The sequence below is a fragment of the Bradyrhizobium sp. NBAIM18 genome, from assembly GCF_020193825.1.
Taxonomy (GTDB): Bacteria; Pseudomonadota; Alphaproteobacteria; order Rhizobiales; family Xanthobacteraceae; genus Bradyrhizobium; species Bradyrhizobium yuanmingense.
On record NZ_JADYVO010000022.1, the window covers coordinates 19520 to 43384 of the forward strand.

Annotated in this window: 22 protein-coding genes; 21 read left to right on the top strand and 1 reads right to left on the bottom strand. The window is 65.6% G+C overall.

The genetic code is table 11. From position 1 onward, the window contains the following. Positions 1-76: 76 nt before the first annotated feature. From tsaB to trmB, 12 genes are all read left to right on the top strand, one after another. Positions 77-772, top strand: coding sequence for a tRNA (adenosine(37)-N6)-threonylcarbamoyltransferase complex dimerization subunit type 1 TsaB (gene tsaB, locus I6F17_RS31580; RefSeq protein ID WP_225132012.1), 696 nt, complete (start codon positions 77-79; stop codon positions 770-772). Next, complete coding sequence (gene rimI / locus I6F17_RS31585; protein WP_036008947.1) at positions 769-1254, top strand: ribosomal protein S18-alanine N-acetyltransferase; 486 nt, start codon at positions 769-771, stop codon at positions 1252-1254. Before tsaB ends, rimI begins: the two co-directional genes overlap by 4 nt. Before the next feature lie 39 nt (positions 1255-1293). Beyond that, positions 1294-1749: a Fur family transcriptional regulator gene (locus I6F17_RS31590; RefSeq protein WP_036008950.1), complete on the top strand. Its 456-nt coding sequence runs from the start codon at positions 1294-1296 to the stop codon at positions 1747-1749. A 4-nt stretch (positions 1750-1753) separates the two neighbouring features. Then, the gene (locus tag I6F17_RS31595; protein WP_036040808.1) at positions 1754-2434 is read left to right on the top strand and encodes an HAD family hydrolase; all 681 of its coding nucleotides are present in this window, start codon (positions 1754-1756) and stop codon (positions 2432-2434) included. A gap of 193 nt (positions 2435-2627) precedes the next feature. Continuing rightward, positions 2628-4022: a tRNA (N6-isopentenyl adenosine(37)-C2)-methylthiotransferase MiaB gene (gene miaB / locus I6F17_RS31600; RefSeq protein WP_225190458.1), complete on the top strand. Its 1395-nt coding sequence runs from the start codon at positions 2628-2630 to the stop codon at positions 4020-4022. A gap of 64 nt (positions 4023-4086) precedes the next feature. After that, positions 4087-5082, top strand: a complete 996-nt coding sequence (locus tag I6F17_RS31605) for a PhoH family protein (RefSeq protein WP_225129613.1) — start codon at positions 4087-4089, stop codon at positions 5080-5082. A 59-nt stretch (positions 5083-5141) separates the two neighbouring features. Continuing rightward, entirely contained in the window at positions 5142-5651 is a 510-nt protein-coding gene (gene ybeY, locus I6F17_RS31610; RefSeq protein ID WP_225129611.1) for an rRNA maturation RNase YbeY, read from the top strand. Position 5652: 1 nt separating this feature from the next. Next, positions 5653-6771, top strand: a complete 1119-nt coding sequence (locus I6F17_RS31615; protein WP_225129609.1) for a hemolysin family protein — start codon at positions 5653-5655, stop codon at positions 6769-6771. Further along, positions 6768-8381, top strand: coding sequence for an apolipoprotein N-acyltransferase (lnt, locus tag I6F17_RS31620; protein ID WP_225129608.1), 1614 nt, complete (start codon positions 6768-6770; stop codon positions 8379-8381). Before I6F17_RS31615 ends, lnt begins: the two co-directional genes overlap by 4 nt. A gap of 219 nt (positions 8382-8600) precedes the next feature. After that, complete coding sequence (locus tag I6F17_RS31625) at positions 8601-9014, top strand: helix-turn-helix transcriptional regulator (RefSeq protein WP_018319423.1); 414 nt, start codon at positions 8601-8603, stop codon at positions 9012-9014. An 85-nt stretch (positions 9015-9099) separates the two neighbouring features. Continuing rightward, positions 9100-10257 carry a M20 family metallopeptidase gene (locus I6F17_RS31630; RefSeq protein WP_225129605.1) on the top strand — a complete coding sequence of 386 codons (1158 nt, stop codon included), beginning with the start codon at positions 9100-9102 and terminating at the stop codon, positions 10255-10257. Continuing rightward, positions 10254-10964 carry a tRNA (guanosine(46)-N7)-methyltransferase TrmB gene (gene trmB / locus I6F17_RS31635; RefSeq protein ID WP_225129603.1) on the top strand — a complete coding sequence of 237 codons (711 nt, stop codon included), beginning with the start codon at positions 10254-10256 and terminating at the stop codon, positions 10962-10964. Before I6F17_RS31630 ends, trmB begins: the two co-directional genes overlap by 4 nt. Before the next feature lie 130 nt (positions 10965-11094). On the opposite strand, the gene I6F17_RS31640 is transcribed toward trmB, so the two are convergent. After that, on the bottom strand, positions 11095-12177 hold the full coding sequence (locus I6F17_RS31640; protein ID WP_225129600.1) for a DUF2336 domain-containing protein: 1083 nt from the start codon (positions 12175-12177) through the stop codon (positions 11095-11097). A 370-nt stretch (positions 12178-12547) separates the two neighbouring features. Between I6F17_RS31640 and rimP the strand changes: the two genes are divergently transcribed. From rimP to I6F17_RS31685, 9 genes are all read left to right on the top strand, one after another. Continuing rightward, positions 12548-13303, top strand: a complete 756-nt coding sequence (rimP, locus tag I6F17_RS31645; RefSeq protein WP_225129598.1) for a ribosome maturation factor RimP — start codon at positions 12548-12550, stop codon at positions 13301-13303. A gap of 2 nt (positions 13304-13305) precedes the next feature. Beyond that, positions 13306-14916: a transcription termination factor NusA gene (gene nusA / locus I6F17_RS31650; protein WP_225129596.1), complete on the top strand. Its 1611-nt coding sequence runs from the start codon at positions 13306-13308 to the stop codon at positions 14914-14916. 23 nt (positions 14917-14939) lie between these two features. After that, positions 14940-15623: an RNA-binding protein gene (locus tag I6F17_RS31655; RefSeq protein ID WP_225129594.1), complete on the top strand. Its 684-nt coding sequence runs from the start codon at positions 14940-14942 to the stop codon at positions 15621-15623. Between the two features lie 70 nt (positions 15624-15693). Next, positions 15694-18399, top strand: a complete 2706-nt coding sequence (gene infB, locus I6F17_RS31660; protein WP_225190459.1) for a translation initiation factor IF-2 — start codon at positions 15694-15696, stop codon at positions 18397-18399. Positions 18400-18553: 154 nt separating this feature from the next. After that, a complete protein-coding gene (gene rbfA, locus I6F17_RS31665; RefSeq protein WP_036008998.1) occupies positions 18554-18985 on the top strand; it encodes a 30S ribosome-binding factor RbfA in 432 nt (143 codons plus the stop codon). Next, on the top strand, positions 18982-20100 hold the full coding sequence (gene truB, locus I6F17_RS31670; protein ID WP_036040861.1) for a tRNA pseudouridine(55) synthase TruB: 1119 nt from the start codon (positions 18982-18984) through the stop codon (positions 20098-20100). The genes rbfA and truB overlap by 4 nt, the downstream gene beginning before the upstream one ends. Positions 20101-20102: 2 nt before the next feature. Beyond that, positions 20103-20372 carry a 30S ribosomal protein S15 gene (gene rpsO / locus I6F17_RS31675; protein ID WP_008540131.1) on the top strand — a complete coding sequence of 90 codons (270 nt, stop codon included), beginning with the start codon at positions 20103-20105 and terminating at the stop codon, positions 20370-20372. A 378-nt stretch (positions 20373-20750) separates the two neighbouring features. After that, positions 20751-22913: a polyribonucleotide nucleotidyltransferase gene (gene pnp / locus I6F17_RS31680; RefSeq protein ID WP_225129589.1), complete on the top strand. Its 2163-nt coding sequence runs from the start codon at positions 20751-20753 to the stop codon at positions 22911-22913. A 203-nt stretch (positions 22914-23116) separates the two neighbouring features. Continuing rightward, complete coding sequence (locus tag I6F17_RS31685; protein ID WP_276573265.1) at positions 23117-23839, top strand: superoxide dismutase; 723 nt, start codon at positions 23117-23119, stop codon at positions 23837-23839. The last annotated feature ends 26 nt before the right edge of the window (positions 23840-23865 follow it).

Consider the following 23865-nt stretch of genomic DNA (forward strand, 5'->3'; position numbering starts at 1 on the left):
TCCTGCCTGACGAATGGCGGACAGGCGCCTGGTTCGCTAGAGTGTTCTCCATTCGCCACTCGCCATTTGCTCCATCATGCTGATCCTTGCCATCGATACTGCGCTCGAAGCCTGCGCGGCCGCCGTTCTCGACACCGACGCCGGCGAGCTCCTCGCACGGGAATCGCAGCTGATGAAGCGCGGCCATGCCGAGGCGCTGATGCCGATGATCGCGCGCGTGATGCAATCGGCCGGCCTCGCCTTCACCTCGCTCGACCGCATCGCCGTCACCGTCGGGCCCGGCAGCTTCACCGGCCTGCGCGTCGGCATCTCGGCGGCGCGGGGCCTTGCGCTGGCGGCGAAACGGCCGGCGATCGGGCTGACGACGCTGTCGGCCTATGCCGCTGGGGTCGTCGCCAAGAGCGGAACGGTGCCGGTGATCTCTGCGATCGATGCGCGGCACGATCACGTCTATTTCCAGATCGTCGCCGGCGACGGCAGCCAGCTGGTGCGCCCCTGTGTCGCCTCTATCGACGCGGCGATCGCGGCCTCGCAATTCGGCGCGCCGCATCTGGTCGGCAATGCCGCCGGGATCCTCGCAGGTCGCTGGCCGAAGGACGGACCGCAACCCGTCGCGGTCGACGCGCAGCCCGCGCCCGACATCAGCTGGGTCGCCTGGCTCGGTGCGGCGGCCAATCCCGACACCAATCCGGCGCGGCCGTTCTATCTGAAAGCGCCCGACGCCAAGCCGGCAGCACGGACGCTGCTCGCAGCACAAGCCGCGACCTCATGATGGGATGGCTGTCGGAGTGGTGGCGCGGCGGCACCGCCGCCGTCGAGCCCGCGACCATGCGCGATGCCGCGCGCCTCGCGCAGCTGCACGGCGCCTCCTTCGCGCACGGCTGGGGCGAAGGCGAGTTCGAGAGCATGATGAGCGAGCGCAACACGCTGGTGCATCGCTTGCGGCTCGGCCGCAAGACGATCGGCTTTGCGGTGTCGCGGATCGGCGCGGACGAAGCGGAGATTCTCTCGATCGCGGTGGACGGGGCTTATCGCGGCCGCGGCCTCTCCCGCACGCTGCTGATGACCCATCTCGGCCACCTCGCCGGGCGCGGCGTACGCACCATATTTCTGGAAGTGGAGGAGAACAACCAGCCGGCGCGGCGGCTTTACGATCGAGCCGGATTCGTGGTGGTCGGACGCCGCGATCGCTACTATAAGCAGCCCAACGGGGAACAATTGAACGCCCTTCTGATGCGGCGTGACTTGTCGTAACATCGGTGGCAGAAAGCGCCCGCCCAGGCAGACAACGCTATGACCACACTGAAACATTCTTCTGCGTCCAAGACATCCGAGATCGAGGCGCGCTGCGCCGCAACGGGCATGCGCATGACCGAGCAGCGCCGCGTCATCGCCCGCGTGCTGGCCGAAGCGATCGATCATCCCGATGTCGAGGAACTGTACCGGCGCTGCGTTGCGGTCGACGACAAGATCTCGATCTCGACGGTCTATCGCACCGTGAAACTGTTCGAGGACGCCGGCATCATCGAACGCCACGATTTCCGCGAGGGCCGCGCGCGCTACGAGCAGATGCGCGACAGCCATCACGACCACCTGATCAACCTGCGCGACGGCAAGGTGATCGAGTTCACCTCCGAGGAGATCGAAAAGCTGCAGGCGGAGATCGCTCGCAAGCTCGGCTATCGCCTGGTCGACCACCGGCTCGAGCTCTACTGCGTCCCGCTCGACGACGACAAGCCGACGAATTGATTTAGTGCCCATCGACCTCATCATCTTCGATTGCGACGGCGTGCTCGTGGACAGCGAGGTGATCTCCTGTCGCGCGCATGCGGACGTGCTGACGCGGCACGGCTATCCGATCACGTCGGAGCAGGTGCTGGTCCGATTCCTCGGCGTGTCCGAGAAAGACGCACGGCGGATGGTCGAACAGGAAATCGGCCGCAGTCTTCCCGACGATCTCGAGCAGCAGATCAATGCGGCCACGCTGCAGTTCTACGCCAGCGATCTGCAGCCGATCATCCATGTCGCGGCAGCGATCGCCGCGATCGACCTGCCCAAATGCGTTGCATCGAGCGGCACGCCGGACAAGATCCACCACGGCTTGACCTGCGCCGGGCTCTACGACCTGCTCGCCCCGAACATCTTTTCCGCGAGCCAGGTTGCGCGCGGCAAGCCCGCGCCCGATCTGTTCCTGTTCGCCGCCGCGCAGATGAAGGTCACACCCGAGCGGTGTCTTGTGATCGAGGACAGCGTCCCCGGGGTCACAGGCGCGCAGGCCGCCGGGATGACGGTGCTCGGTTTTCACGGCGGCGGCCACTGCCCGCCGGGTCACGCCGAACGGTTGCGCGCCGCAGGCGCCAACCTGACATTCGACGATATGCGGCAATTGCCGGAGCTGGTCCGGCGGGTCGAGGCGGACGCTCTGGGGGGCTGATTTTCGCCCCGGACGGTCGTTCCGGGGCGCGCGCGACGCGCGTGAACCCGGAAATCTCGCAGTAAAACCTCTGGATTTTGGGTTCGCGACTGCGTCGCGCCCCGGAATGACGGGCGGAAATGGCCGCATTCGCTGGATTTTCGGCCCTCCAGCCTATATCTGAGGGCCGTCCTCCACCTCCATTTCGGGTTCCATGACGCCGCCGCGCAAGCTGCACATCAAATCATATGGCTGCCAGATGAACGTCTACGATGCCCAGCGCATGGTGGACACGCTGGCCCCGGAAGGATTCGTGGAGACGGCGAGCGCGGAGGATGCCGACCTCGTCATCCTCAACACCTGCCATATCCGCGAGAAGGCCTCGGAGAAGGTCTATTCCGAGCTCGGCCGCCTGCGCGTCGCCAAGGACGAGGCCGCGCGTGCCGGCCGCGCGATGAAGATCGCGGTGGCCGGCTGCGTGGCGCAGGCCGAGGGCGAGGAGATCGTGCGCCGCGCGCCTGTCGTCGACGTCGTGGTGGGACCGCAGAGCTATCATCATCTGCCGGAGCTGTTGAAGCGCGCCGACGACCAAGGCCGCGCGATCGAGACCGAGTTTCCCGCCGCCGACAAGTTCGCCTTCCTGGCCCAGCCGAAGCCGGACGCGATCCGCGCGCGCGGCATTTCCGCCTTCGTCACGGTGCAGGAAGGCTGCGACAAGTTCTGCACCTTCTGCGTCGTGCCGTATACGCGAGGGGCGGAGGTGTCGCGCCCCGTGGCGAAGATCGTCGAGGACGTGAAGCGGCTCGCTGACAACGGCGTGCGCGAGCTCACGCTGATCGGGCAGAACGTCAACGCCTATCACGGCGACGGGCCCGACGGTAAAACCTGGCCGCTCGGCCGGCTGCTCGAACATCTGGCGGCGATTCCCGGCATCGCGCGGCTGCGCTATTCGACCAGCCACCCCCGCGATGTCGACGACAGCCTGATCGCGGCCCATCGCGATCTCGGTGCCCTGATGCCGTTCGTGCACCTGCCGGTGCAGTCGGGCTCGGACCGCATTTTGGCGGCCATGAACCGCAAACATACCGCCGATGATTACCGGCGGGTGATCGACCGTTTCCGGTCCGCACGCCAAGACATTGCTTTTTCATCGGATTTCATCGTCGGCTTCCCCGGCGAGAGCGAGCAAGATTTTCTCGCCACCCTCGCGCTTGTCACGCAAATCGGCTACGCTGCGGCCTATTCGTTCAAATACTCCGCCCGGCCGGGAACGCCGGCCGCGGATATGCAGGAGACGGTGTCCCCCGCCGAGATGGACCAGCGATTGGAGCGGCTCCAGGAACTGATCGACAGCCAGCAATCGGCCTTCAACAAGGCCGCGATTGGCTCAACGGTCGACGTGCTGTTCGAGCGTCCTGCGCGCAAAGAGGGCCAGATCGTGGGCCGCACCGCCTACCTCCAGCCCGCCCATGTGATGGCCCCGCCCGACATCATCGGACAGATCCTGCCTGTCAGAATCGACAGCCTCGAGCGCTACAGTTTTCTCGGCGAGCTCGTGACGCCGCGCAAGGCGCGCGAGCCCGCTTTATCGCAAGCCAGTGGAGCCTGAACCCTTGCCCAAAAGCGCATCGGATTCGTCTTCGTTCGCTCCCAGCCGCAAATTTGACCGCGACATGCAAGTTCCGCCCGAGACCCAGGTCGTCATCGACTTCGACGACAACCGCGCCGCTTCCGCGCTGGTCGGCCCGTACGGCCAGCACCTGGCGCAGATCGAGCGGCGGCTCGGCGTCGTGGTCGATTCCAAGGGCAACCACATCACCATCGGCGGCACCCGCGACGGCTGCGACGCCGCGCGCCGCGTGCTGGAGATGCTCTACGCGCAGGCCGCGAAGGGGCACGATCTCGACCAGGGCGAGGTCGAGGGTGCGATCCGCGCCGTGATCGCGCAGGGCTCGCTGTTCGAGTTCGACGCCAAATCTGCCAAATCGACCTTCGACAGCATCAATTTGCGCAAGCGTCCGGTGCGGGCGCGCACTGCCGCCCAGGATTCGTATATCCGCGCGCTGAAGCGGCACGAGCTGGTGTTCGGCATCGGCCCGGCCGGCACAGGCAAGACCTGGCTCGCCGTCGCCCATGCCGCGCAGCTGTTCGAGCGCAAGGAGGTCGACAAGATCATCCTGTCGCGCCCGGCGGTGGAAGCCGGCGAGCGGCTCGGCTTTCTGCCCGGCGATCTCCGCGAGAAGGTCGATCCTTATCTGCGGCCGATCTACGATGCGCTCTATGATCTCATGGATGCACGCATCGTCGAGCGCGCGCTGCAAACCGGCGAGATCGAGATCGCGCCGCTCGCCTTCATGCGCGGCCGCACGCTGACCAACGCCGCCATCATCCTGGACGAGGCCCAGAACACCACCTCGATGCAGATGAAGATGTTCCTGACGCGTCTCGGCGAGAACAGCCGCATGATCGTGACGGGCGATCCCTCGCAGATCGACCTGCCGAACGGCCAGACCTCGGGCCTGGCCGAGGCGACCCGCCTCCTGAGCGGCGTCGAGGGCATCGCCCAGGTTCATTTCAAGGCGGAGGACGTGATCCGCCACGAGCTCGTGGCGCGGATCGTCGCCGCCTATGAAGGGCCGCCGCAGCGGCCGGCCACCGGTCAATCCTGACGAGGCAGCACCGGACCCAAGAGGGCGCGAGCACGGCGCCCTTCGTCCGAGACAACACAATGTCCCATTCCAACCTTCCCATGACCGAGGTCCTCGTCGTCGCCGATTGCTGGCACCGCGAGCCCGATTCCGAAGCCGTGATCCAGCGCGCATTGGCGGCGGCCGCCGAGAGCGTCGACGAGGACGTTGCCGACGCCGAAGTGGCCGTGATGCTGACCGATGATGCCGGCATCCGCACGCTCAACAGCAACTGGCGCGGCATCGACAAGCCGACCAACGTGCTGTCGTTCCCGGCGCTGCAGCCGGAGGGCGCCTGGAAGCCGGGCGATGCGCCGCGCATGCTCGGAGATATCGCGATCGCCTATGAGACCATGCGGCGCGAGGCGGACGAGGAGCACAAGCCGTTCGACCATCATCTGAGCCACCTCGCCGTGCACGGCTTCCTGCACCTGATCGGCTACGACCACGAGAACGAGGACGACGCCGAGGAGATGGAAGCGCTCGAAACCGAGATCCTCGCCCATCTCGGCATCCCCGATCCCTATGCCGACCGCCCGGGGACGCACTGAGATGCCCGATTCCGAGCCTACCCACGACAATCCCCGCACCACGGCCAATCTGCCGGCCGTGGTGACGCCGGGGGAGGTGCTGCGCCCGAGCGCTGAAAGCTGGCTGCTGCGCGCCATCCGCACGCTGTTCGGCTGGAAGGCGGGCTCGGTGCGCGACGACCTCCAGGTCGTGCTCGACGCCTCGACGCCCGACGACACCGGCTTCTCCGCGGTCGAGCGCACCATGCTGCGCAACATCCTCAGCCTACACGAGCGCCGGATCGCCGACGTCATGGTGCATCGCGCCGACATCGTCGCGGTGAAGCGCGACATCCCGCTCGGGGAACTGATGGACCGCTTCGAGAGCGCCGGCCATTCGCGCCTCGTCGTCTTCAACGAGACGCTCGATGATCCGGTCGGCATCGTCCACATCCGCGATTTGCTCGCCTTCATGACCGCGCGCGCCCGCGTGTCGGAAGCCACCAAGACCAAGCGCAAGAAGCCGCTGCCGGCCGGGCTCGATTTGCGCGCGGTCGATCTCGCGCTGCCGCTTCACGAGGCGCACATCATCCGCAAGCTGCTCTACGTGCCGCCGTCGATGCGGGCGATCGACCTGCTCGCGCAGATGCAGGCCTCGCGCATCCATCTGGCGCTGGTGGTCGACGAATATGGCGGCAGCGACGGGCTGGTCTCGATTGAGGACATCGTCGAGCAGATCGTCGGCGAGATCGACGACGAGCACGACAGCGACGAGCCGCCCTCGATCGTGCGCCTGCCCGACAACGCCTTCATCGCCGACGCCCGCGCCAGCCTCGACGACGTCCGCTCGGTGATCGGCGAGGATTTCGTCACCGGCGAGGCCGGCGAGGAGGTGGAGACGCTGGGCGGCTATCTCGTCAGCTTCGTCGGGCGCCTGCCGGTGCGCGGTGAGGTGATCTCGGGCCCCGGCACTTACGAGGTCGAGGTGCTCGATGCCGATCCGCGCCGCGTCAAGCGGCTGCGCATCGCGCCGCGGAAGGAGCGCCCGGCGCCCCGCACCCAGCGCGAGAGCCGGCGGCGTGAAGCCACGCCGGAGAGCGGACAAGCGCCGGCCAGCGACACGCCGACATCGCCGCCGCGCGACGGGGCCGCCTCGCAGTGAGCCCATCGCAGCGCCTTCGGCAAATTGCGCTCGCCATCATCCTCACCTGGGGATGGCAGCGCGCAATCATCGCCATGGCGGCCGGAGCGCTGTCGGTGCTGGCGCTGGCGCCGTTCAATCTCTTTCCGGTGCTGTTCGTCACCTTCCCGGTGCTGGTCTGGCTGATCGACGGCGCCGGGGCCGGCCGCTATGGCGGCGTCCCCGCCGCCGCCCTGACCGGCTACTGGTTCGGGCTCGGCTATTTCGTGCCCGGGCTCTACTGGATCGGCTACGCCTTCTTCGTCGAAGCCGACACATTCGCCTGGCTGACGCCGTTCGCGGTGCTGGGCCTGCCGGCCTATCTGTCGATATTCACGGCAATGGGCTTTGCGCTGGCGCGCCTGCTCTGGAGCAAGAACGCCACGCGCGTGCTGGCGCTCGCAGCGAGCCTCACCATCAGCGAATGGCTGCGCGGCCATGCGCTGACCGGCTTCCCCTGGAACACGTTCGGCTATGCGCTGTCCGAGCCATTGCCGCTGGCGCAGACGGCCTCGCTGATCGGCCTGTGGGGCATGACGTTCCTGACGATTGCGATCTTCGCGAGCCCGGCGACGCTGATCGACCGCACGCCGGATCGGCGCCTGCAATGGCGGGTGCCGGCCGCGGCCGTCGCGCTCCTGCTTGTCATGAGCATCTTTGGCGCAATCCGCCTGTCGCTGCATCCGACCACGATCGTATCCGGCGCCAAGCTGCGCCTGATGCAGCCCAACCTGCAGCAGGACGAGAAATTCAACTATGCCGCCAAGCCGGAGGTGATGAAGAAGTACCTTGCGCTGTCGGACCGCGCCTCCGGCCCGCAATCGACCGGCGTGCGCGATGCCACCATCCTGATCTGGCCGGAATCCGCCTTTCCGTTCTTCCTGACCCGCGAAGCCGACGCGATGGCGCAAATCGCCGATCTGTTGCCGAAGGGCACGGTGCTTATCACGGGATCGGTCCGCGCGCCCGATGTGCCGCGGGGCACGCCGATCACGCGCGCCTACAACTCGATCTACGTGATCGATCACGACGGCAGCGTGCTCGCCGTGTACGACAAGCTGCATCTGGTACCGTTCGGAGAATTTCTTCCGTACCAGTCGTTGATGGAGAAGCTCGGTTTCGAGCAACTGACGCGTGTGCGCGGCGGCTTCATTCCAGGCACCGTGCGGCATGCGCTCCCCGTTGCCGGCGCGCCGCCCGTGTTGCCGTTGATCTGCTACGAGGCGATCTTTCCCGACGAAGTGGCTGTACGCAACGAACGTCCGGGCTGGATCGTGAACCTGACCAATGACGGCTGGTTCGGCATCTCGACCGGTCCCTACCAGCATCTGGAACAGTCGCGGATGCGCGCGATCGAGCTCGGATTGCCGCTGGTCCGCTCGGCCAATACCGGCATCTCCGCAGTGATCGATCCGGTCGGCCGCACCGTCGCGAGCCTCGGTCTCGGCCTCGAAAGTATTTTGGACGCAAACCTGCCGGCGGCGATCCCACCGACCGTTTATGCACGGGTGGGTGATGTGCCCGCAATCATGCTCGTCGCGGTGGCCGTGCTGTTGGCGGTCCGCCGACGAATAGGCAAACGCCAGCCCTGATCGCACCTCCGCCGCAGCGGCCGGAATCCTTTGACAACCGTAGTCCCACGGTTGACAGACTGCACGCGGGCTCCCCATTCTGCACCGGCTGCAAAAGACAGTGGTGCGTTGCTAAATTTCTCCGCAATGTTTCCCAATAACAGGGTGTGATTTTGACGATGCTGCACCCGAGGCATGCTTGATCATTGCGCCGAAGGTGATGTTTGGAGGGCTGAGGAAATGTCGAAAGCGCCCAACCCTGTTGACAAATATGTCGGCAGTCGCGTGCGCATGCGCCGCATCATGTTGGGCATGAGCCAGGAGAAGCTCGGCGAAGCTTTGGGCCTGACTTTCCAGCAGATTCAGAAGTACGAGAAGGGCACCAACCGGGTCGGCGCGAGCCGCATCCAGCAGATCGCGGAGATTCTGCAGGTGCCGGTGTCCTTCCTGTTCGAGGGCGGCCCGAGCGGCGTGCCGGGTCCGGATGGCTTCAGCGAAGGCGCCTCGCCCTCTTACGTCTCGGACTTTCTCGCCACCTCCGAAGGGCTCGCTTTGACCAAGGCGTTCACGCGAATCACTGATTCGAAGATGCGCCGCTCGATCGTCGATCTCGTCGAGCAGATTGCGGCCCGCGAAGGTCCCGACAAGCGCTGACGCTCATGTCCACGGCGATTTGAGACTGCATCAAATCTGGCCTATGTCGTCATTTACGACCGCGCTTTGATGCGCGTCCGCTTCGATGATGCGATTCAAAGGCACAGATGCGTCCATGACCGGCTCCAATTGGTTCGATTCACAAACTATTCTCGATGGCATTCGCCGCTGGGTGGAGATCGAGACGCCGACGGAAGCACCTGAACAGGTCAACAAGCTGGTCTCCGAAGTCGCGGAGCAATACCGCGACCTGCCCGTCACGCTGGAACGCATCGCCGGCACGGACGGCTGCGGCGATCATCTCGTGGCGCGCACGAATTGGGGGCAGGATCAGCCGGGCATCCTGGTGCTGAGCCATCTCGATACCGTCCATCCCATCGGCTTCATCGAGCGCCTGCCGTTCAAGGTCGAAGGCGACGTCGCGTTCGGTCCGGGCATCTACGACATGAAGGGCGGCGCCTACATCGCCCACCACGCCTTCCGTGCGCTTTGCGCGACAGGCGATCGCTCGCCGCTCGGCATCACGCATCTGTTCACCTCCGACGAGGAGATCGGCAGCCCGACCTCGCGCGCGCTGATCGAGCAGGAAGGACGCAAGGCCAAATACGTGCTGGTGACCGAGCCGGCGCGCGACGGCGGCAAGATCGTCACCGGGCGCAAGGGCGTCGGACGCTTCCGGGTGTTCATCAAGGGCGTGCCCGCGCATGCCGGCTCGCGGCCCGAAGACGGCCGCAGCGCCGTCCGCGAACTCGGCAACGTCATCCTGGCACTGGAGGGGATGAACGATCTTGCGCGCGGCGTGACTGTCAATGTCGGCGTGGTGCGCGGCGGCACGCGCCCCAACGTCACGCCCGAGGATGCCTATGCGGAAGTCGATCTGCGCGTCGTGAGCCTCAAGGACGCGGACGAGTTTGTCGGCAAGATCCTCGAACTGCGATCGAAGACCGACGGCGTCACCGTCACGGTCACCGGCGAGCTCAACCGGCCGCCTTATGAGAAGAGCAATGCAGGCGCCTCGCTGTACGAGCATGCCAGGACGCTCGCCAGCGAGATCGGCTTCGAGCTGATCGACACCCACACCGGCGGCGGCTCGGACGGCAATTTCACCGCTCCCTTCACCGCAACTCTCGACGGGCTCGGTGTCGACGGCAAGGGCGCGCACACCCATTATGAGCAGCTCTATGTCTCCTCGCTGGCCCCGCGCGCGCGGCTGCTCCATCGGCTGTATCAGACGCTGCGATGAGCGAACGTAAATCAAGCCCCGACCGCGACGACAGCGAGCGCGCCTTCTTCGGGCGCCGCAAGGGTCACAAGCTGAGGCAGCACCAGGCCGGCTTGATCGAGCAGCTGCTGCCGCATCTTGCCCTCGATATCGACGGTGAGGCGCCGGCGGACGCGCGCGACATCTTCGATCCCGCAGCCGACGACGTCAGGCTCGAGATCGGCTTCGGCGGCGGCGAGCATCTCGCGGCCGAGGCCCAAAACTTTCCCGCCACCGGCTTCATCGGCTGCGAGCCCTATGTCAACGGCATGGCCAAGATCCTCGCGCAGATCGAGGCGGCCAACATCGGCAACATCCGCCTGTTCGCGGGCGATGCCGCCGAGCTCTTGGCCTGGCTTCCCAGGGAGTCGCTGTCGCGGATCGACCTGATCCATCCCGATCCCTGGCCGAAGCGGCGACACTGGAAGCGGCGCTTCGTCCAGGACCGCACCATCGCGGCGATGGCGCGCGTGCTCAAGCCGAATGGTGAATTCCGCTTCGTCTGCGACATCGATGATTACTGCGCCTGGACGCTGTCGCATCTTGCGCGCTCGCCCGATTTCGTCTGGCTTGCCGAACGCGCCGACGATTTCCGGCTTCCATGGCCGGGCTACACCATGACGCGCTACGGCCGAAAGGCCGCGCGCGAGGGACGCAAGGCGGCTTATCTGCGGTTTCGGCGGGTGTAAATTTTTTTCGCGCGATCCATCTGCAGTCGTCATGCCCGGGCTTGTCCCGGGCATCCACGTACTTTCTTTCAATGGCACGAAGAACGTGGATGGCCGGGACAAGCCCGGCCATGACGACGAAACCTGTTCTTCAAGTCGTCTGCCGGTTGCGCCAGAAATTCACGACGCGCTCGGCGGTCGTCGGCATCAGGCGCGTGAAGTTGATGCGTGCGGCCTCGATGTCGGCGTCGGCCGGCATGCGGTTCGAGCCGTACCAGAGCAGGATCAGCGCGCGCACCGTGGGCCAACCGAGGTTCAGCGCGCGGCCCAGGATCAGCAGCGGATCGTAGCGGTCGCCCGCGATCAGGCGGTCGAGGGTCTGGAGGCGAACGCCCGACATCGCCGACAGCGCGGCGACCGATTCCTCGTATTTGTGCGCCTTGGCGAAACCGAGCAGCGCGCTCTCGCCGAGATGGCCCTCGCGATTCAAGGTCAGCACGGTGCGCTGTGCCGCGGAGAAATCGCGGCGCGGGCCCGGCGGCAACGCGGCCTCCTCGATCGCGGCCATCGCGCGCTGGATCTCGGCCTGGCGCGCGGGATTGACCACGGTGGAGAGACGGCGGCGGATGACGTCGAGCGTCCCGTCCAGCAGCAGCTTCAAGTGCTCGCCGGAAAGGTCGTTGCGCTGGCCGATCTTCAGCGTCAGCACGCCGTCCTGCGCCGCGCGCTTGATCATCTCGGAATAGCTGCCCGGCGAGAACACCGCACCGGCATTGGCGGCGGCACGGCGCACCACGTCGCGATCGCCGCGCTCGACCAGCACGTCGGTGACTGCAGGAGTCAAAGCGGGACGCTCCGTCATCGCCAGAAGATGGCCCTGGCTCTTCAGGCGCGCGATCTCGACCAGAGCCGCCTCCTCGAGCACGGGCGAGCGGCGCAGCACCGGGCCGGCTACCATGATCTCGTTCTCGCGCGCGAGCTGATTGACGAGGTGTGGCGGCGCGTTGTTCAGGCGCGAGAAGCGCTCGGACAGATCGACGCGCGATGCCAGCTCGGCATGGGGCACGAGATCGATCAGGAGATTGTCGAACAGATCGATCAGCTCGGGGCGGAGCTTGTCCGCATCCCGGAAGAACAATTGGGAGATGGCACGCGCGATCTCGCCGCGGCGGCGCGGATCGCCGCGCTTGACGATATCGTCCAGTCCAGGAATGAGCGACGTGGCAACGGTCATGAAAACGCAACTCGAACGGGGCACGCCGCGGGTGCGCGCTTGGTCCAAGCCGCCCCACAATCGGGGAATCTAGGCCTGCTTGGTGAAGGAAGCGTTGCGCAGGGCCCGCGGACGGGCGCAAAAAGGCCCCGTTCCCGCTGCAATGGGCCTTGTCCGGAGGAGCGGAAAGGGCTATATCAGCGCCAATTCATCTTCTCATACGATCCGCGTAGTGAGAGTGGGCCCGCAAGGACCCGCTCTTTTTTATTACCTGAACGCGGCTCGGCGGGAGATGCGCCCGACGCGTCGTCGGGAAGGTTCCGAAGCGGGCTTTGACATCGTAACCAAGCCTTAACCCAAGCCTTAACCAACGAGCGCTCTGACCCTGGACATGACCGAACCGAACCCTGGTTCCACGGATGCCGAATTGCTGGCCGAGCCGCGGCTCGTGGTCGAGCCCGGCGTCGCGGCACGGGTGTCCGCGGTGGCAAGTCCCGTGCTGCAGGGCATGGGCTACCGCCTGGTGCGGATCCGCATTTCCGGGGAAGCCGGCTGCACCGTGCAGATCATGGCCGAGCGGCCGGACGGCTCGATGCAGATCGAGGATTGCGAGGCGATCTCGCGGGCCCTGTCGCCCGTGCTCGACGTCGCCGATCCCATCGACCGCGCCTATCGCCTCGAGATCTCCTCGCCGGGAATCGACCGCCCACTGGTGCGCCGCTCCGATTTCGAGCGCTATTCCGGGCATCTGGTTAAGATCGAGATGGCGGTCGCGCATGAGGGGCGCAAGCGCTTCCGCGGCACGCTCGGCGCCGTCGAGGGCGACCGCGTGCATCTGCATCGCGACGATGCCAAGGCTGGCGACGATGCCGACGTTCTCCTGACGATGGAGGATATCGGCGATGCCCGGCTGGTGCTGACCGATGAGCTGATCGCCGAATCCATGCGCCGCGGCAAGGCCGAGGCGCGCGAGATGCGGCGTAATCTCGGTCTGGAGCCGCCGCAGGCACCGCACGCCAGGATCAGCGAGAAGACCACCAAGAACACCAAGCCGAAGAAGAAGCCGGCCCCGACCAACACGAAGAAACATCGCCTTGCCGCCGAACGCGCGCGGCGCGGCGAGATCGAGCCTGACCAAGGAGACTAGCCATGGCAGTCAGCGCCAACCGACTTGAATTGCTTCAGATCGCCGACGCCGTCGCACGCGAAAAGTCGATCGACCGCGGCATCGTCATCGCGGCGATGGAGGACGCCATCGCCAAGGCGGCGCGCGCCCGTTACGGCAGCGAGACTGACGTTCATGCCGAGATCGACCCGAAGAAGGGCGAGCTGCGGCTGTCGCGCCACATGCTGGTGGTCGACAAGGTCGAGAACCACTCGAACCAGATTTCGCTGGTGGACGCGCAGCGCGCCAATCCCGGCGCGCAGGTCGGCGACACCATCGCCGACACCCTGCCGCCGCTGGAATATGGCCGCATCGCCGCGCAATCGGCCAAGCAGGTCATCGTGCAGAAGGTGCGCGAGGCCGAGCGCGACCGGCAGTACCAGGAATTCAAGGACCGCATCGGCGACATCGTCAACGGCGTCGTCAAGCGCGTCGAATATGGCAGCGTGATCGTCGATCTCGGCCGCGGCGAAGCCATCATCCGCCGCGACGAGATGCTGCCGCGCGAGGTATTCCGCAACGGCGACCGCGTCCGCGCCTACATCTTCGACGTCCGCCGCGAGACGAGAGGCCCGCAGATCTTCCTCTCCCGCACCCATCCGCAGTTCATGGCAAAGCTGTTCGCGCAGGAAGTGCCGGAGATCTATGACGGCATCGTCGAGATCAAGGCGGTGGCCCGCGATCCCGGCTCGCGCGCGAAAATCGGCGTGATTTCCCGCGATTCCTCGGTCGATCCGGTCGGCGCCTGCGTCGGCATGCGCGGCTCGCGCGTGCAGGCCGTGGTGAACGAATTGCAGGGCGAGAAGATCGACATCATTCCCTGGTCGCCGGACATCGCGACCTTCGTGGTCAACGCGCTGGCGCCGGCGGAGGTCTCCAAGGTCGTCATCGACGAGGACCGCGAGCGCATCGAGGTCGTGGTGCCCGACACCAACAACCAGCTCTCGCTGGCGATCGGCCGCCGCGGCCAGAACGTGCGCCTGGCCTCGCAGCTCACCGGCTGGGACATCGACATCCTGACCGAGCAGGAGGAATCGGAGCGCCGCCAGGCCGACTTCGAGAACTCCACCCGCGTCTTCATGGAAGCGCTCAACGTCGACGAAGTGGTCGGCCAGCTGCTGGCGTCCGAAGGCTTCACCTCGGTCGAGGAGCTCGCGATGGTGGACGTCAAGGAGCTCGCCGGCATCGAGGGCTTCGACGAGGAGACCGCGCAGGAGCTGCAGAACCGCGCCCGCGAATATCTGGAGCAGCAGGAAGCCGAGCTCGAGGCGCGGCGCAAGGAGCTCGGCGTCGAGGACGCGCTCAAGGACGTGCCCGGCGTGACCTCGAAGATGCTGGTGAAGTTCGGCGAGAACGACATCAAGAGCGTCGAGGACCTCGCCGGCTGCGCCACCGACGATCTGGTCGGCTGGACCGAGCGCAAGGAAGGCAGCGAGCCGACCAAGCACGCCGGTGCGCTGGACGGCATCGACATCTCCCGTGACGACGCCGAAGCGATGATCATGCAGGCCCGCGTCAAGGCCGGCTGGATCACCGAGGCCGATCTCGCCAAGCCCGCGGAAGAGGCCGAGGCGACCGAAGATCAGCCGGCTTAAGGGCAAAGGAGAATGTCGCCCGGATGCTTGCAGATTCCGACCTCGAACTTGACCATGGCCCGCGGACCGAAAGGTCCGCGACCATGCGCATGTGCGCGGTCAGCCGCGAGGTCCGGCCGATCGACGAGCTGATCCGCTTCGTCGCATCGCCTGACGGACAAATAGTTCCCGATCTCAAGCGCAAGCTGCCCGGACGCGGGATGTGGCTCACCGCCTCCCGCAAGACGGTTGCGGAAGCGGTGCGGCGTCACCAATTTAGCAAGGCCTTCAAGCGCGAGCTGCGCATCCCTCAGACGCTTCCCACCGACATCGAGGCGCTCCTGGTCCGGAGCGTGATCGAAGCCCTTGGGATCGCCGCCAAGGCGGGCCAGGTCGTGGCCGGCTTCGGCAAGGTCGAGAGCGCCCTTCGGGAAGGAACGGCCGAGGTCCTGATCCATGCCAGCGACGGGGCCGCGGACGGAATCCGCAAATTGGACATGCTGGCGCGTCAGAATGCCGGGAATCGCGGTGCTAAGGCGCAGATTCCCGTCGTCACCGCTCTGAAATCGGTAGAATTGGATTTGGCACTGACCCGGTCAAATGTGATACATGCTGCCCTGCTCGCGGGCCCGGCGAGCAAGTCATTCCTGTCACGTAGCCAGATCCTGGTCCGATACCGGATGGCGGACAACGACAAGACTGCCGAAAAACCCGGCCAGGATTTCTGAGAGACAACGACGACCCGATTGGATGGTGCGGCAACGCACAACACTGATAAATCAGGATTAGGACTGCTGAATGGTTGATACCAAGACCCCTGGCGACAAGAAGCTGAGCGTTCCGAGCAAGACGCTATCGCTCAAGCCGCGCGTCGAAACGGGCACCGTGCGCCAGAGCTTCAGCCATGGCCGCAGCAAGCAGGTCGTGGTCGAGAAGCGCGGCAAGCGCCGCATTGGCGATGGACCCGAACCGCACGCGCCCGAGGTGACGGCAAAGCCGGCGCCGGCCGCACCCGCCGCGCCGTCGCGTCCGGCTCCGCCCCCGCCGCGCAACGCCGGTTCCGGCGTGGTGCTTCGCACCCTCACCGAGGATGAGCGTTCGGCCCGTGCCAGCGCGCTGGCCGATGCCAAGCTGCGCGAGGTCGAGGAACGCCGCCAGGCCGAGGAAGAGGCCCAGCGCCGCGCCGCCCGTGAGGCTGCCGAGCGCGCCGAGCGCGAAGCCGCCGAATCCCGCCGCAAGGCCGAGGAAGAGCGCCACCGTCACGAGGACGAAGCCAAGCGGAAGGCCGAGACCGAGGCCAAGAAGCGTTTTGGCGAAGGCGAGCAGCCGTCCGCACCGCGTCCCGCCGCGGCGGCACCGGCCGCCTCCGCACCGCGCCCCGGTGCGCCTGCGTCCCGGCCTGGAACCACCACCACAGCGCGTCCTGGAACCACGACGGCGCGTCCTGCAGCGACGACCGCACAGCGTCCGGGTGGACCGGCTGGCCGCGGCCCCGCCGTTGCGGCCGAGGCTGACGACGACGAGGCGCCGCGCCAGATCCGTCGCGGTCCCGGCGGCGCCGCGCGTCCCGTGGTAGCCCCCAAGCCCACCCACAAGCCCGGCCCGCAGAAGGAGCGCGGCCGCCTGACCGTCGTCACCGCGCTCAATGCCGATGAGGTGCGCGAGCGCTCGATCGCCTCGTTCCGCCGCCGCACCCAGCGCCTGAAGGGCCACGCCTCGAACGAGCCCAAGGAAAAGCTCATCCGCGAAGTGGTCATTCCGGAAGCGATCACCATCCAGGAACTCGCCAACCGCATGTCCGAGCGCGCGGTCGACGTCATCCGCATGCTGATGAAGCAGGGCGCGATGCACAAGATCACCGACGTGATCGACGCCGACACCGCGCAGCTGATTGCCGAAGAGCTCGGCCACACCGTCAAGCGCGTTGCTGCGTCCGACGTTGAAGAAGGTCTGTTCGACGCGACCGACGATTCGACCGACACCGAGACCCGTTCGCCCGTGGTGACCGTCATGGGTCACGTCGACCACGGCAAGACTTCGCTGCTCGACGCGCTCCGTCACGCCAACGTGGTCTCCGGCGAAGCCGGCGGCATCACCCAGCACATCGGCGCCTATCAGGTGACATCGCCTGAGACCGGCAAGAAGATCACCTTCATCGACACGCCCGGCCACGCAGCGTTCACCGCGATGCGCGCCCGCGGCGCCAAGGTGACCGACATCGTCGTGCTGGTGGTCGCGGCCGATGACGGCGTGATGCCGCAGACGGTCGAAGCCATCAATCACGCCAAGGCGGCCGGCGTGCCGATCATCGTTGCCATCAACAAGATCGACAAGCCCGACGCCAAGCCCGAGCGCGTGCGCACCGAGCTGCTCCAGCACGAGGTGCAGGTGGAATCCTTCGGCGGCGAAGTCGTCGACGTCGAGGTGTCCGCCAAGAACAAGACCAATCTCGACAAGCTGCTCGAGATGATCGCGCTGCAGGCCGAAATCCTCGACCTCAAGACCAATTCGGAGCGTCCGGCCGAAGGCACCGTGATCGAGGCCAAGCTCGATCGCGGCCGTGGTCCGGTCGCGACCGTGCTGGTGCAGCGCGGCACGCTTCGCGTCGGCGACATCATCGTCGCCGGTGCCGAAATGGGCCGCGTCCGCGCGCTGATCTCCGATCAGGGCGAGACCGTGCAGGAGGCCGGCCCCTCGGTGCCGGTCGAGGTGCTCGGCTTCAACGGCCCGCCCGAGGCCGGCGATCGTCTCGCGGTGGTCGAGAACGAAGCCCGCGCCCGCCAGGTCACCAGCTACCGCGCGCACCAGAAGCGCGAGAACGCGGCAGCCTCGATCTCCGGCATGCGCGGCTCGCTCGAGCAGATGATGTCGCAATTGAAGACGGCGGGCCGCAAGGAATTCCCGCTGATCGTCAAGGCCGACGTGCAGGGTTCGCTGGAAGCCATCCTCGGCTCGCTGGAGAAGCTCGGCACCGACGAGGTCGCCGCCCGCATCCTGCATGCCGGCGTCGGCGGCATCTCGGAATCCGACGTGACGCTGGCCGAAGGCTTCAACGCCGCGATCATCGGCTTCTCGGTTCGCGCCAACAAGGAGGCCGCTGCGGCCGCCAAGCGCAACGGCATCGAGATCCGCTACTACAACATCATCTACGACCTCGTGGACGACGTGAAGAAGGCGATGAGCGGTCTGCTCGCGCCGACCTTGCGCGAAACCATGCTGGGCAATGCCGAGATCCTGGAGATCTTCAACATCTCCAAGGTCGGCAAGGTCGCCGGCTGCCGTGTCACCGACGGCACCGTGGAGCGCGGCGCCAATGTGCGCCTGATCCGCGACAACGTCGTCGTGCACGAAGGCAAGCTGTCGACGCTGAAGCGCTTCAAGGACGAGGTGAAGGAAGTCCAGTCCGGCCAGGAATGCGGCATGGCCTTCGAGAACTATCACGACATGCGTGCCGGTGACGTGATCGAGTGTTATCGCGTGGAGACGATCCAGCGCTCCCTGTAAGTCCAAATCTTACCGAAGCGTTCGGATCTTTTTGAACTGAGATTGCGGGAGTGCGATGGCCGGATTTTTCCGGCCATCCACCCCTCTTCGTTTCAACAGGACAAATGACAATGCCCGTGTCCCAGATGCGGGCATGACGAGGTGATTTTCGAAAATGCCACGGCATCATCAGAAGAAGAGTTCCGCGCCCGGCGGCTCGCAGCGTCAGTTGCGCGTCGGCGAGCAGGTTCGCCACGCGATGGCCGATATTCTGGCGCAAGGAAATGTGCATGATGCCGACCTCGAAGGTCACATCATCACCGTGCCGGAGGTGCGGATGTCGCCCGACCTGAAGCTCGCGACGGTCTACGTGATGCCGCTCGGTGGCCGCGACACCGAGATCGTCATCGCTGCGCTCGAGCGCAACAAGAAGTTCTTGCGCGGCGAGGTCGCGCGGCGCGTTAACCTGAAATTTGCACCTGACATTCGCTTCCGCGTCGACGAACGATTCGACGAAGCGGAACGGATCGAGAAGCTTTTGCGAACGCCTGCGGTGCAGAAGGACCTGGAACAGGATCCGCATTCGGATCGGGAAGAAGAGCAATGACCATGGACCCCGCTCACGGCACGATCGGCGGCAACGACACCGATCAGCGCGACGCGCAGACCAACGATTTCGCGGAGATGGGCGGCAATTCGCAGCCGCATCAGGAGCCGCGCCGCGTCAACAACGATCCGCGCGCCAAGCAGCAGAAGGGCAACCAGGTCCGCCGCGACCGCCGCGACGTCCATGGCTGGGTCGTGCTCGACAAGCCGATCGGCATGACCTCGACGCAGGCCGTCGCCGTGCTCAAGCGCCTGTTCAACGCCAAGCGCGCCGGACACGCCGGCACGCTCGATCCGCTCGCCTCGGGGGGCTTGCCGATCGCGCTCGGGGAAGCCACCAAGACCGTCCCCTTCGTGATGGACGGCCGCAAGCGCTACCGCTTCACGGTCTGCTGGGGCGAGGAGCGCGACACCGACGACATCGAGGGCCGGGTGACCGCGACCTCGGAGCAGCGCCCAAGCCGGGAGGCGATCCTGGCCCTGCTGCCCCGCTTCACCGGGGTGATCGAGCAGATCCCGCCGCGCTATTCGGCGATCAAGGTCCAGGGCGAGCGCGCCTATGACCTCGCCCGCGACGGCGAGATCGTGGAACTGGCCCCTCGCCCTGTCGAAATTCACCATTTAACCCTTGTCGATCAACCAGATAACGACCGGGCCGTGTTCGAGGCCGAATGCGGCAAGGGCACCTATGTGCGGGCGCTCGCCCGCGATATGGGCCGGATTCTCGGCACTTACGGCCATATCTGCGCGCTGAGGCGGACCCTGGTCGGCCCATTTGGCGAAAACGACATGATTCCGCTGGATCAGTTGGAGGCTTTGTGCGATAGAGCCGCGTCCGGCGAGGGCAGCCTCGCCGACGCGCTTTTGCCCGTTGAGACCGCGCTGGACGACATCCCGGCACTGGCCGTCACTCGGGCTGATGCGGCAAGGCTCCATCGGGGCCAGGCCGTTTTGTTGCGCGGACGGGATGCGCCCACTTGTAGCGGCACAGTCTATGTCACGGTGGCAGGCCGTCTTTTGGCGCTTGCCGAAGTTGGCAATGGCGAAATCATCCCCAAGCGTGTGTTCAACCTGACCGGCCTGACTGCCAGCCCCGGTCGCAACGAGAGAAATTGACGATGTCGATTGCCGCAGAACGCAAAGCGGAAGTCATCAAGACGAATGCCACCAAGGCCGGCGACACCGGCTCGCCCGAGGTTCAGGTCGCGATCCTGTCGGAACGCATCAACAACCTCACCAACCATTTCAAGACCCACGTGAAGGACAACCATTCGCGTCGCGGCCTCTTGAAGCTGGTCTCGACCCGCCGCTCGCTCCTCGACTATCTCAAGAAGAAGGACGAGGCGCGGTATAAGGCGCTGCTCGAGAAGCACAATATTCGTCGTTAAGAGTTCCTGCGCGCGCCACCGGCGCGCGTTTTCGCGCGTGGTTTCGAACGAAAGCGCTTGTTTTAAGCTTTTTGATCGAGGTTGCGCGCACGTCGGATGCAGGTCGTTGGCGGCCGGCATCCGGGCATGAACGGCGAAGACCGCGGTTCGGTGTTCGCAGTCGTGCCGACTGACAGTCCAGCAGCAATCCGGCGGCTGGGCACAACGGGCAAGGCGCCCGTATGACCCGAAAGGATGGACGCCATCCGACATCCAAAAACCATGGCAGGATCGCAGGACGCTGATCATCCGCTCCGATCAGCGTCCCGCAATCTTGCGCATGGTTTTTGTTTTTCGAGGGCCGTCCCTTCTTTCGAGAACCCATGAAAGAAGACCTCTATGTTCAATAAGCATTCAGTCGAGATCGACTGGGGCGGACGCCCACTCAAGCTCGAAACCGGCAAGATCGCCCGCCAGGCCGACGGCGCCGTCGTCGCCACCTATGGCGAGACCGTGGTGCTCGCCACCGTCGTCGCGGCGAAGGCGCCGCGCGAAGGCGTCGACTTCCTGCCGCTGACCGTCGATTACCAGGAAAAGGCCTACGCTGCGGGCCGCATTCCCGGCGGCTATTTCAAGCGCGAGGGCCGTCCGACCGAGAAGGAGACGCTGGTCTCCCGCCTGATCGACCGACCGATCCGCCCGCTGTTCGTCGACGGCTGGCGCAACGAGACCCAGGTGATCGTCACCGTGCTGTCGCACGATATGGAGAACGATCCCGACGTCGTGGCGATGGTCGCGGCCTCCGCGGCGCTGACGCTGTCCGGCGTGCCGTTCAAGGGCCCGATCGGCGCAGCCCGCGTCGGCTTCGCCAACGACGAGTTCATCCTCAACCCGACGCTCGACGAGATGGTCGACACCCAGCTCGACCTCGTCGTCGCCGGCACTGCCGACGCCGTGCTGATGGTGGAATCGGAAGCCAAGGAACTGAACGAAGACATCATGCTCGGCGCGGTGATGTTCGGTCACCGCCACTTCCAGCCGGTCATCAACGCGATCATCGAGCTCGCCGAGAAGGCCGCCAAGGAGCCGCGCGAAGTCACCGTCATCGACAACGCCGCGCTCGAGAAGGAGATGCTCGGCCTGGTCGAACAGGAGCTGCGCGCCGCCTACGCGATTCCGATCAAGCAGCAGCGTTATGCCGCCGTCGGCGTCGCCAAGGAAAAGGTGATGGCCCACTACTTCCCGGAGGGCCAGGAGCCGAAATACGACAAGCTCCGTGTCGCCGGCGTGTTCAAGGAGCTCGAGGCCAAGATCGTTCGCTGGAATATCCTCGATACCGGCAAGCGCATCGACGGCCGCGACAGCAAGACGGTGCGCAACATCGTCGCCGAGGTCGGCGTGCTGCCCCGCGCCCACGGCTCGGCGCTGTTCACCCGCGGCGAGACCCAGGCGATGGTCGTGACCACGCTCGGCACCGGCGAGGACGAGCAGTACATCGACGCGCTGTCCGGGACGTACAAGGAAACGTTCCTGCTGCACTACAACTTCCCGCCCTATTCGGTCGGCGAGACCGGCCGCCTCGGCGGCACCAAGCGCCGCGAGATCGGCCACGGCAAGCTGGCCTGGCGCGCGATTCGTCCGGTGCTGCCGCCGCACCATGAATTCCCCTACACCACGCGCGTGGTGTCGGAGATCACCGAGTCCAACGGCTCGTCCTCGATGGCTTCGGTCTGCGGCGCCTCGCTGGCGCTGATGGATGCGGGCGTGCCGCTGAAGCGGCCGACCGCGGGCATCGCGATGGGCCTGATCCTCGAAGACAAGCGCTTTGCGGTTCTCTCGGACATCCTCGGCGACGAGGACCATCTCGGCGACATGGACTTCAAGGTCGCCGGCACGGAAGCGGGCATCACCTCGCTCCAGATGGACATCAAGATCGAGGGCATCACCGAAGAGATCATGAAGGTCGCGCTGGCTCAGGCCAAGGACGGCCGCATCCATATCCTCGGCGAGATGGCCAAGGCCCTCACCGCGGCCCGCGCCGAGCTCGGCGAATATGCGCCGCGCATCGAGACCTTCAAGATCGCCACCGACAAGATCCGCGAGGTGATCGGCACCGGCGGCAAGGTGATCCGCGAGATCGTCGAGAAGACCGGCGCCAAGGTCAACATCGAGGATGACGGCACCGTGAAGGTCGCCTCCAGCGACGGCGAGGCGATGAAGGCGGCGATCAAGTGGATCAAGTCGATCGCGTCCGATCCGGAAGTCGGCCAGATCTATGACGGCACTGTCGTCAAGGTGATGGAGTTCGGCGCCTTCGTGAACTTCTTCGGTTCCAAGGATGGTCTCGTCCACATCAGCCAGCTCGCGGCCAATCGCGTGCAGAAGACCTCGGACGTCGTCAAGGAAGGCGACAAGGTCAAGGTCAAGCTGCTCGGCTTCGACGACCGCGGCAAGACCCGCCTGTCGATGAAGGTGGTCGACCAGACCACGGGCGAAGACCTCGAAGGCAAGGACAAGGGCGGCGAGGGCGAGAAGGCCCCGCGCGAAGCCGCCGGCGAGTAAGGCCTCGCGACAGTCCGGAAACGCGAAGGGCGGCCGAGAGGCCGCCCTTTTTCTTTGCCGTGCTGCCTGCATCGTCGCAGGCCATGCGCGCTTCCGCCGCAGCGTCGGAGTGACCGCGTTCGAAACCCGGAATGGTTGGTGTTGCGTAACTATCGTACCGCCGTACGCTTCATCAGCGGATCGTCCCAAGACAGGAGAACCAAATGACGTCCATATCCCGGCGCCGCCTCATGTTCACTGCAACCGGCCTCGTCGCGGCTGCCGCTGCCCCGCGCATGGCGTTTGCGCAAGCCGCCGCAGGGCCGTTCAAGCTTGATCCTTTGGGCTATCCGGCGAATGCGCTGGAACCGCATATCGATGCCAAGACGATGGAAATCCACCACGACCGGCATCATCAGGCGTTCGTCACCAACCTGAACAATTTCGCCAAGGACAATCCGCAGATCGCGGGAAAGCCGGTCGGCGAAGTGCTCGGCAATCTCGGCGCCGTTCCCGACGCGATCCGCACTGGCGTCCGCAACAACATGGGCGGCCACGCCAACCACACGATGTTCTGGCAGATCATGGGACCGAACGGCGGCAAGCCGGAAGGTGCCCTGCTCGCCGCGATCGACAGCGATCTCGGTGGCATGGAGAAATTGCAAACGGACTTCAACGCTGCCGGCGGGCGCGTGTTCGGCTCGGGCTGGGTGTTCGTGACCGTCAGCAAGGAGGGTAAGCTCGCAATCGAGACAAGGCCCAATCAGGACAATCCGATGATGGACGGCAAGCGGGCGCTGCTCGGCAACGACGTCTGGGAGCACGCCTATTATTTGAACTACCAGAACCGCCGCGCCGATTATCTCAAGGCATGGTGGAACACGGTGAATTGGAAGGTCGTGGGCGAGCGCTACGCTGCCGCGAAGTCAGGTACACTCGACGTGTGAGCACAATCGGAAACGATAAAAAGGGC

Excerpts from the sequence above, each read along its gene's own strand:
- I6F17_RS31685 (WP_276573265.1), top strand. The coding sequence starts at position 23,117 with ATGACGTCCATATCCCGGCGCCGCCTCATGTTCACTGCAACCGGCCTC.
- truB (WP_036040861.1), top strand. The coding sequence starts at position 18,982 with ATGACCATGGACCCCGCTCACGGCACGATCGGCGGCAACGACACCGAT.
- rimI (WP_036008947.1), top strand. The coding sequence starts at position 769 with ATGATGGGATGGCTGTCGGAGTGGTGGCGCGGCGGCACCGCCGCCGTC.
- nusA (WP_225129596.1), top strand. The coding sequence starts at position 13,306 with ATGGCAGTCAGCGCCAACCGACTTGAATTGCTTCAGATCGCCGACGCC.
- miaB (WP_225190458.1), top strand. The coding sequence starts at position 2,628 with ATGACGCCGCCGCGCAAGCTGCACATCAAATCATATGGCTGCCAGATG.
- I6F17_RS31605 (WP_225129613.1), top strand. The coding sequence starts at position 4,087 with ATGCAAGTTCCGCCCGAGACCCAGGTCGTCATCGACTTCGACGACAAC.
- rpsO (WP_008540131.1), top strand. The coding sequence starts at position 20,103 with ATGTCGATTGCCGCAGAACGCAAAGCGGAAGTCATCAAGACGAATGCC.
- I6F17_RS31640 (WP_225129600.1), bottom strand. The coding sequence starts at position 12,177 with ATGACCGTTGCCACGTCGCTCATTCCTGGACTGGACGATATCGTCAAG.
- I6F17_RS31590 (WP_036008950.1), top strand. The coding sequence starts at position 1,294 with ATGACCACACTGAAACATTCTTCTGCGTCCAAGACATCCGAGATCGAG.
- rbfA (WP_036008998.1), top strand. The coding sequence starts at position 18,554 with ATGCCACGGCATCATCAGAAGAAGAGTTCCGCGCCCGGCGGCTCGCAG.
- infB (WP_225190459.1), top strand. The coding sequence starts at position 15,694 with ATGGTTGATACCAAGACCCCTGGCGACAAGAAGCTGAGCGTTCCGAGC.
- pnp (WP_225129589.1), top strand. The coding sequence starts at position 20,751 with ATGTTCAATAAGCATTCAGTCGAGATCGACTGGGGCGGACGCCCACTC.
- I6F17_RS31625 (WP_018319423.1), top strand. The coding sequence starts at position 8,601 with ATGTCGAAAGCGCCCAACCCTGTTGACAAATATGTCGGCAGTCGCGTG.
- trmB (WP_225129603.1), top strand. The coding sequence starts at position 10,254 with ATGAGCGAACGTAAATCAAGCCCCGACCGCGACGACAGCGAGCGCGCC.
- I6F17_RS31655 (WP_225129594.1), top strand. The coding sequence starts at position 14,940 with ATGCTTGCAGATTCCGACCTCGAACTTGACCATGGCCCGCGGACCGAA.
- I6F17_RS31615 (WP_225129609.1), top strand. The coding sequence starts at position 5,653 with ATGCCCGATTCCGAGCCTACCCACGACAATCCCCGCACCACGGCCAAT.
- tsaB (WP_225132012.1), top strand. The coding sequence starts at position 77 with ATGCTGATCCTTGCCATCGATACTGCGCTCGAAGCCTGCGCGGCCGCC.
- ybeY (WP_225129611.1), top strand. The coding sequence starts at position 5,142 with ATGTCCCATTCCAACCTTCCCATGACCGAGGTCCTCGTCGTCGCCGAT.
- rimP (WP_225129598.1), top strand. The coding sequence starts at position 12,548 with ATGACCGAACCGAACCCTGGTTCCACGGATGCCGAATTGCTGGCCGAG.
- I6F17_RS31630 (WP_225129605.1), top strand. The coding sequence starts at position 9,100 with ATGATGCGATTCAAAGGCACAGATGCGTCCATGACCGGCTCCAATTGG.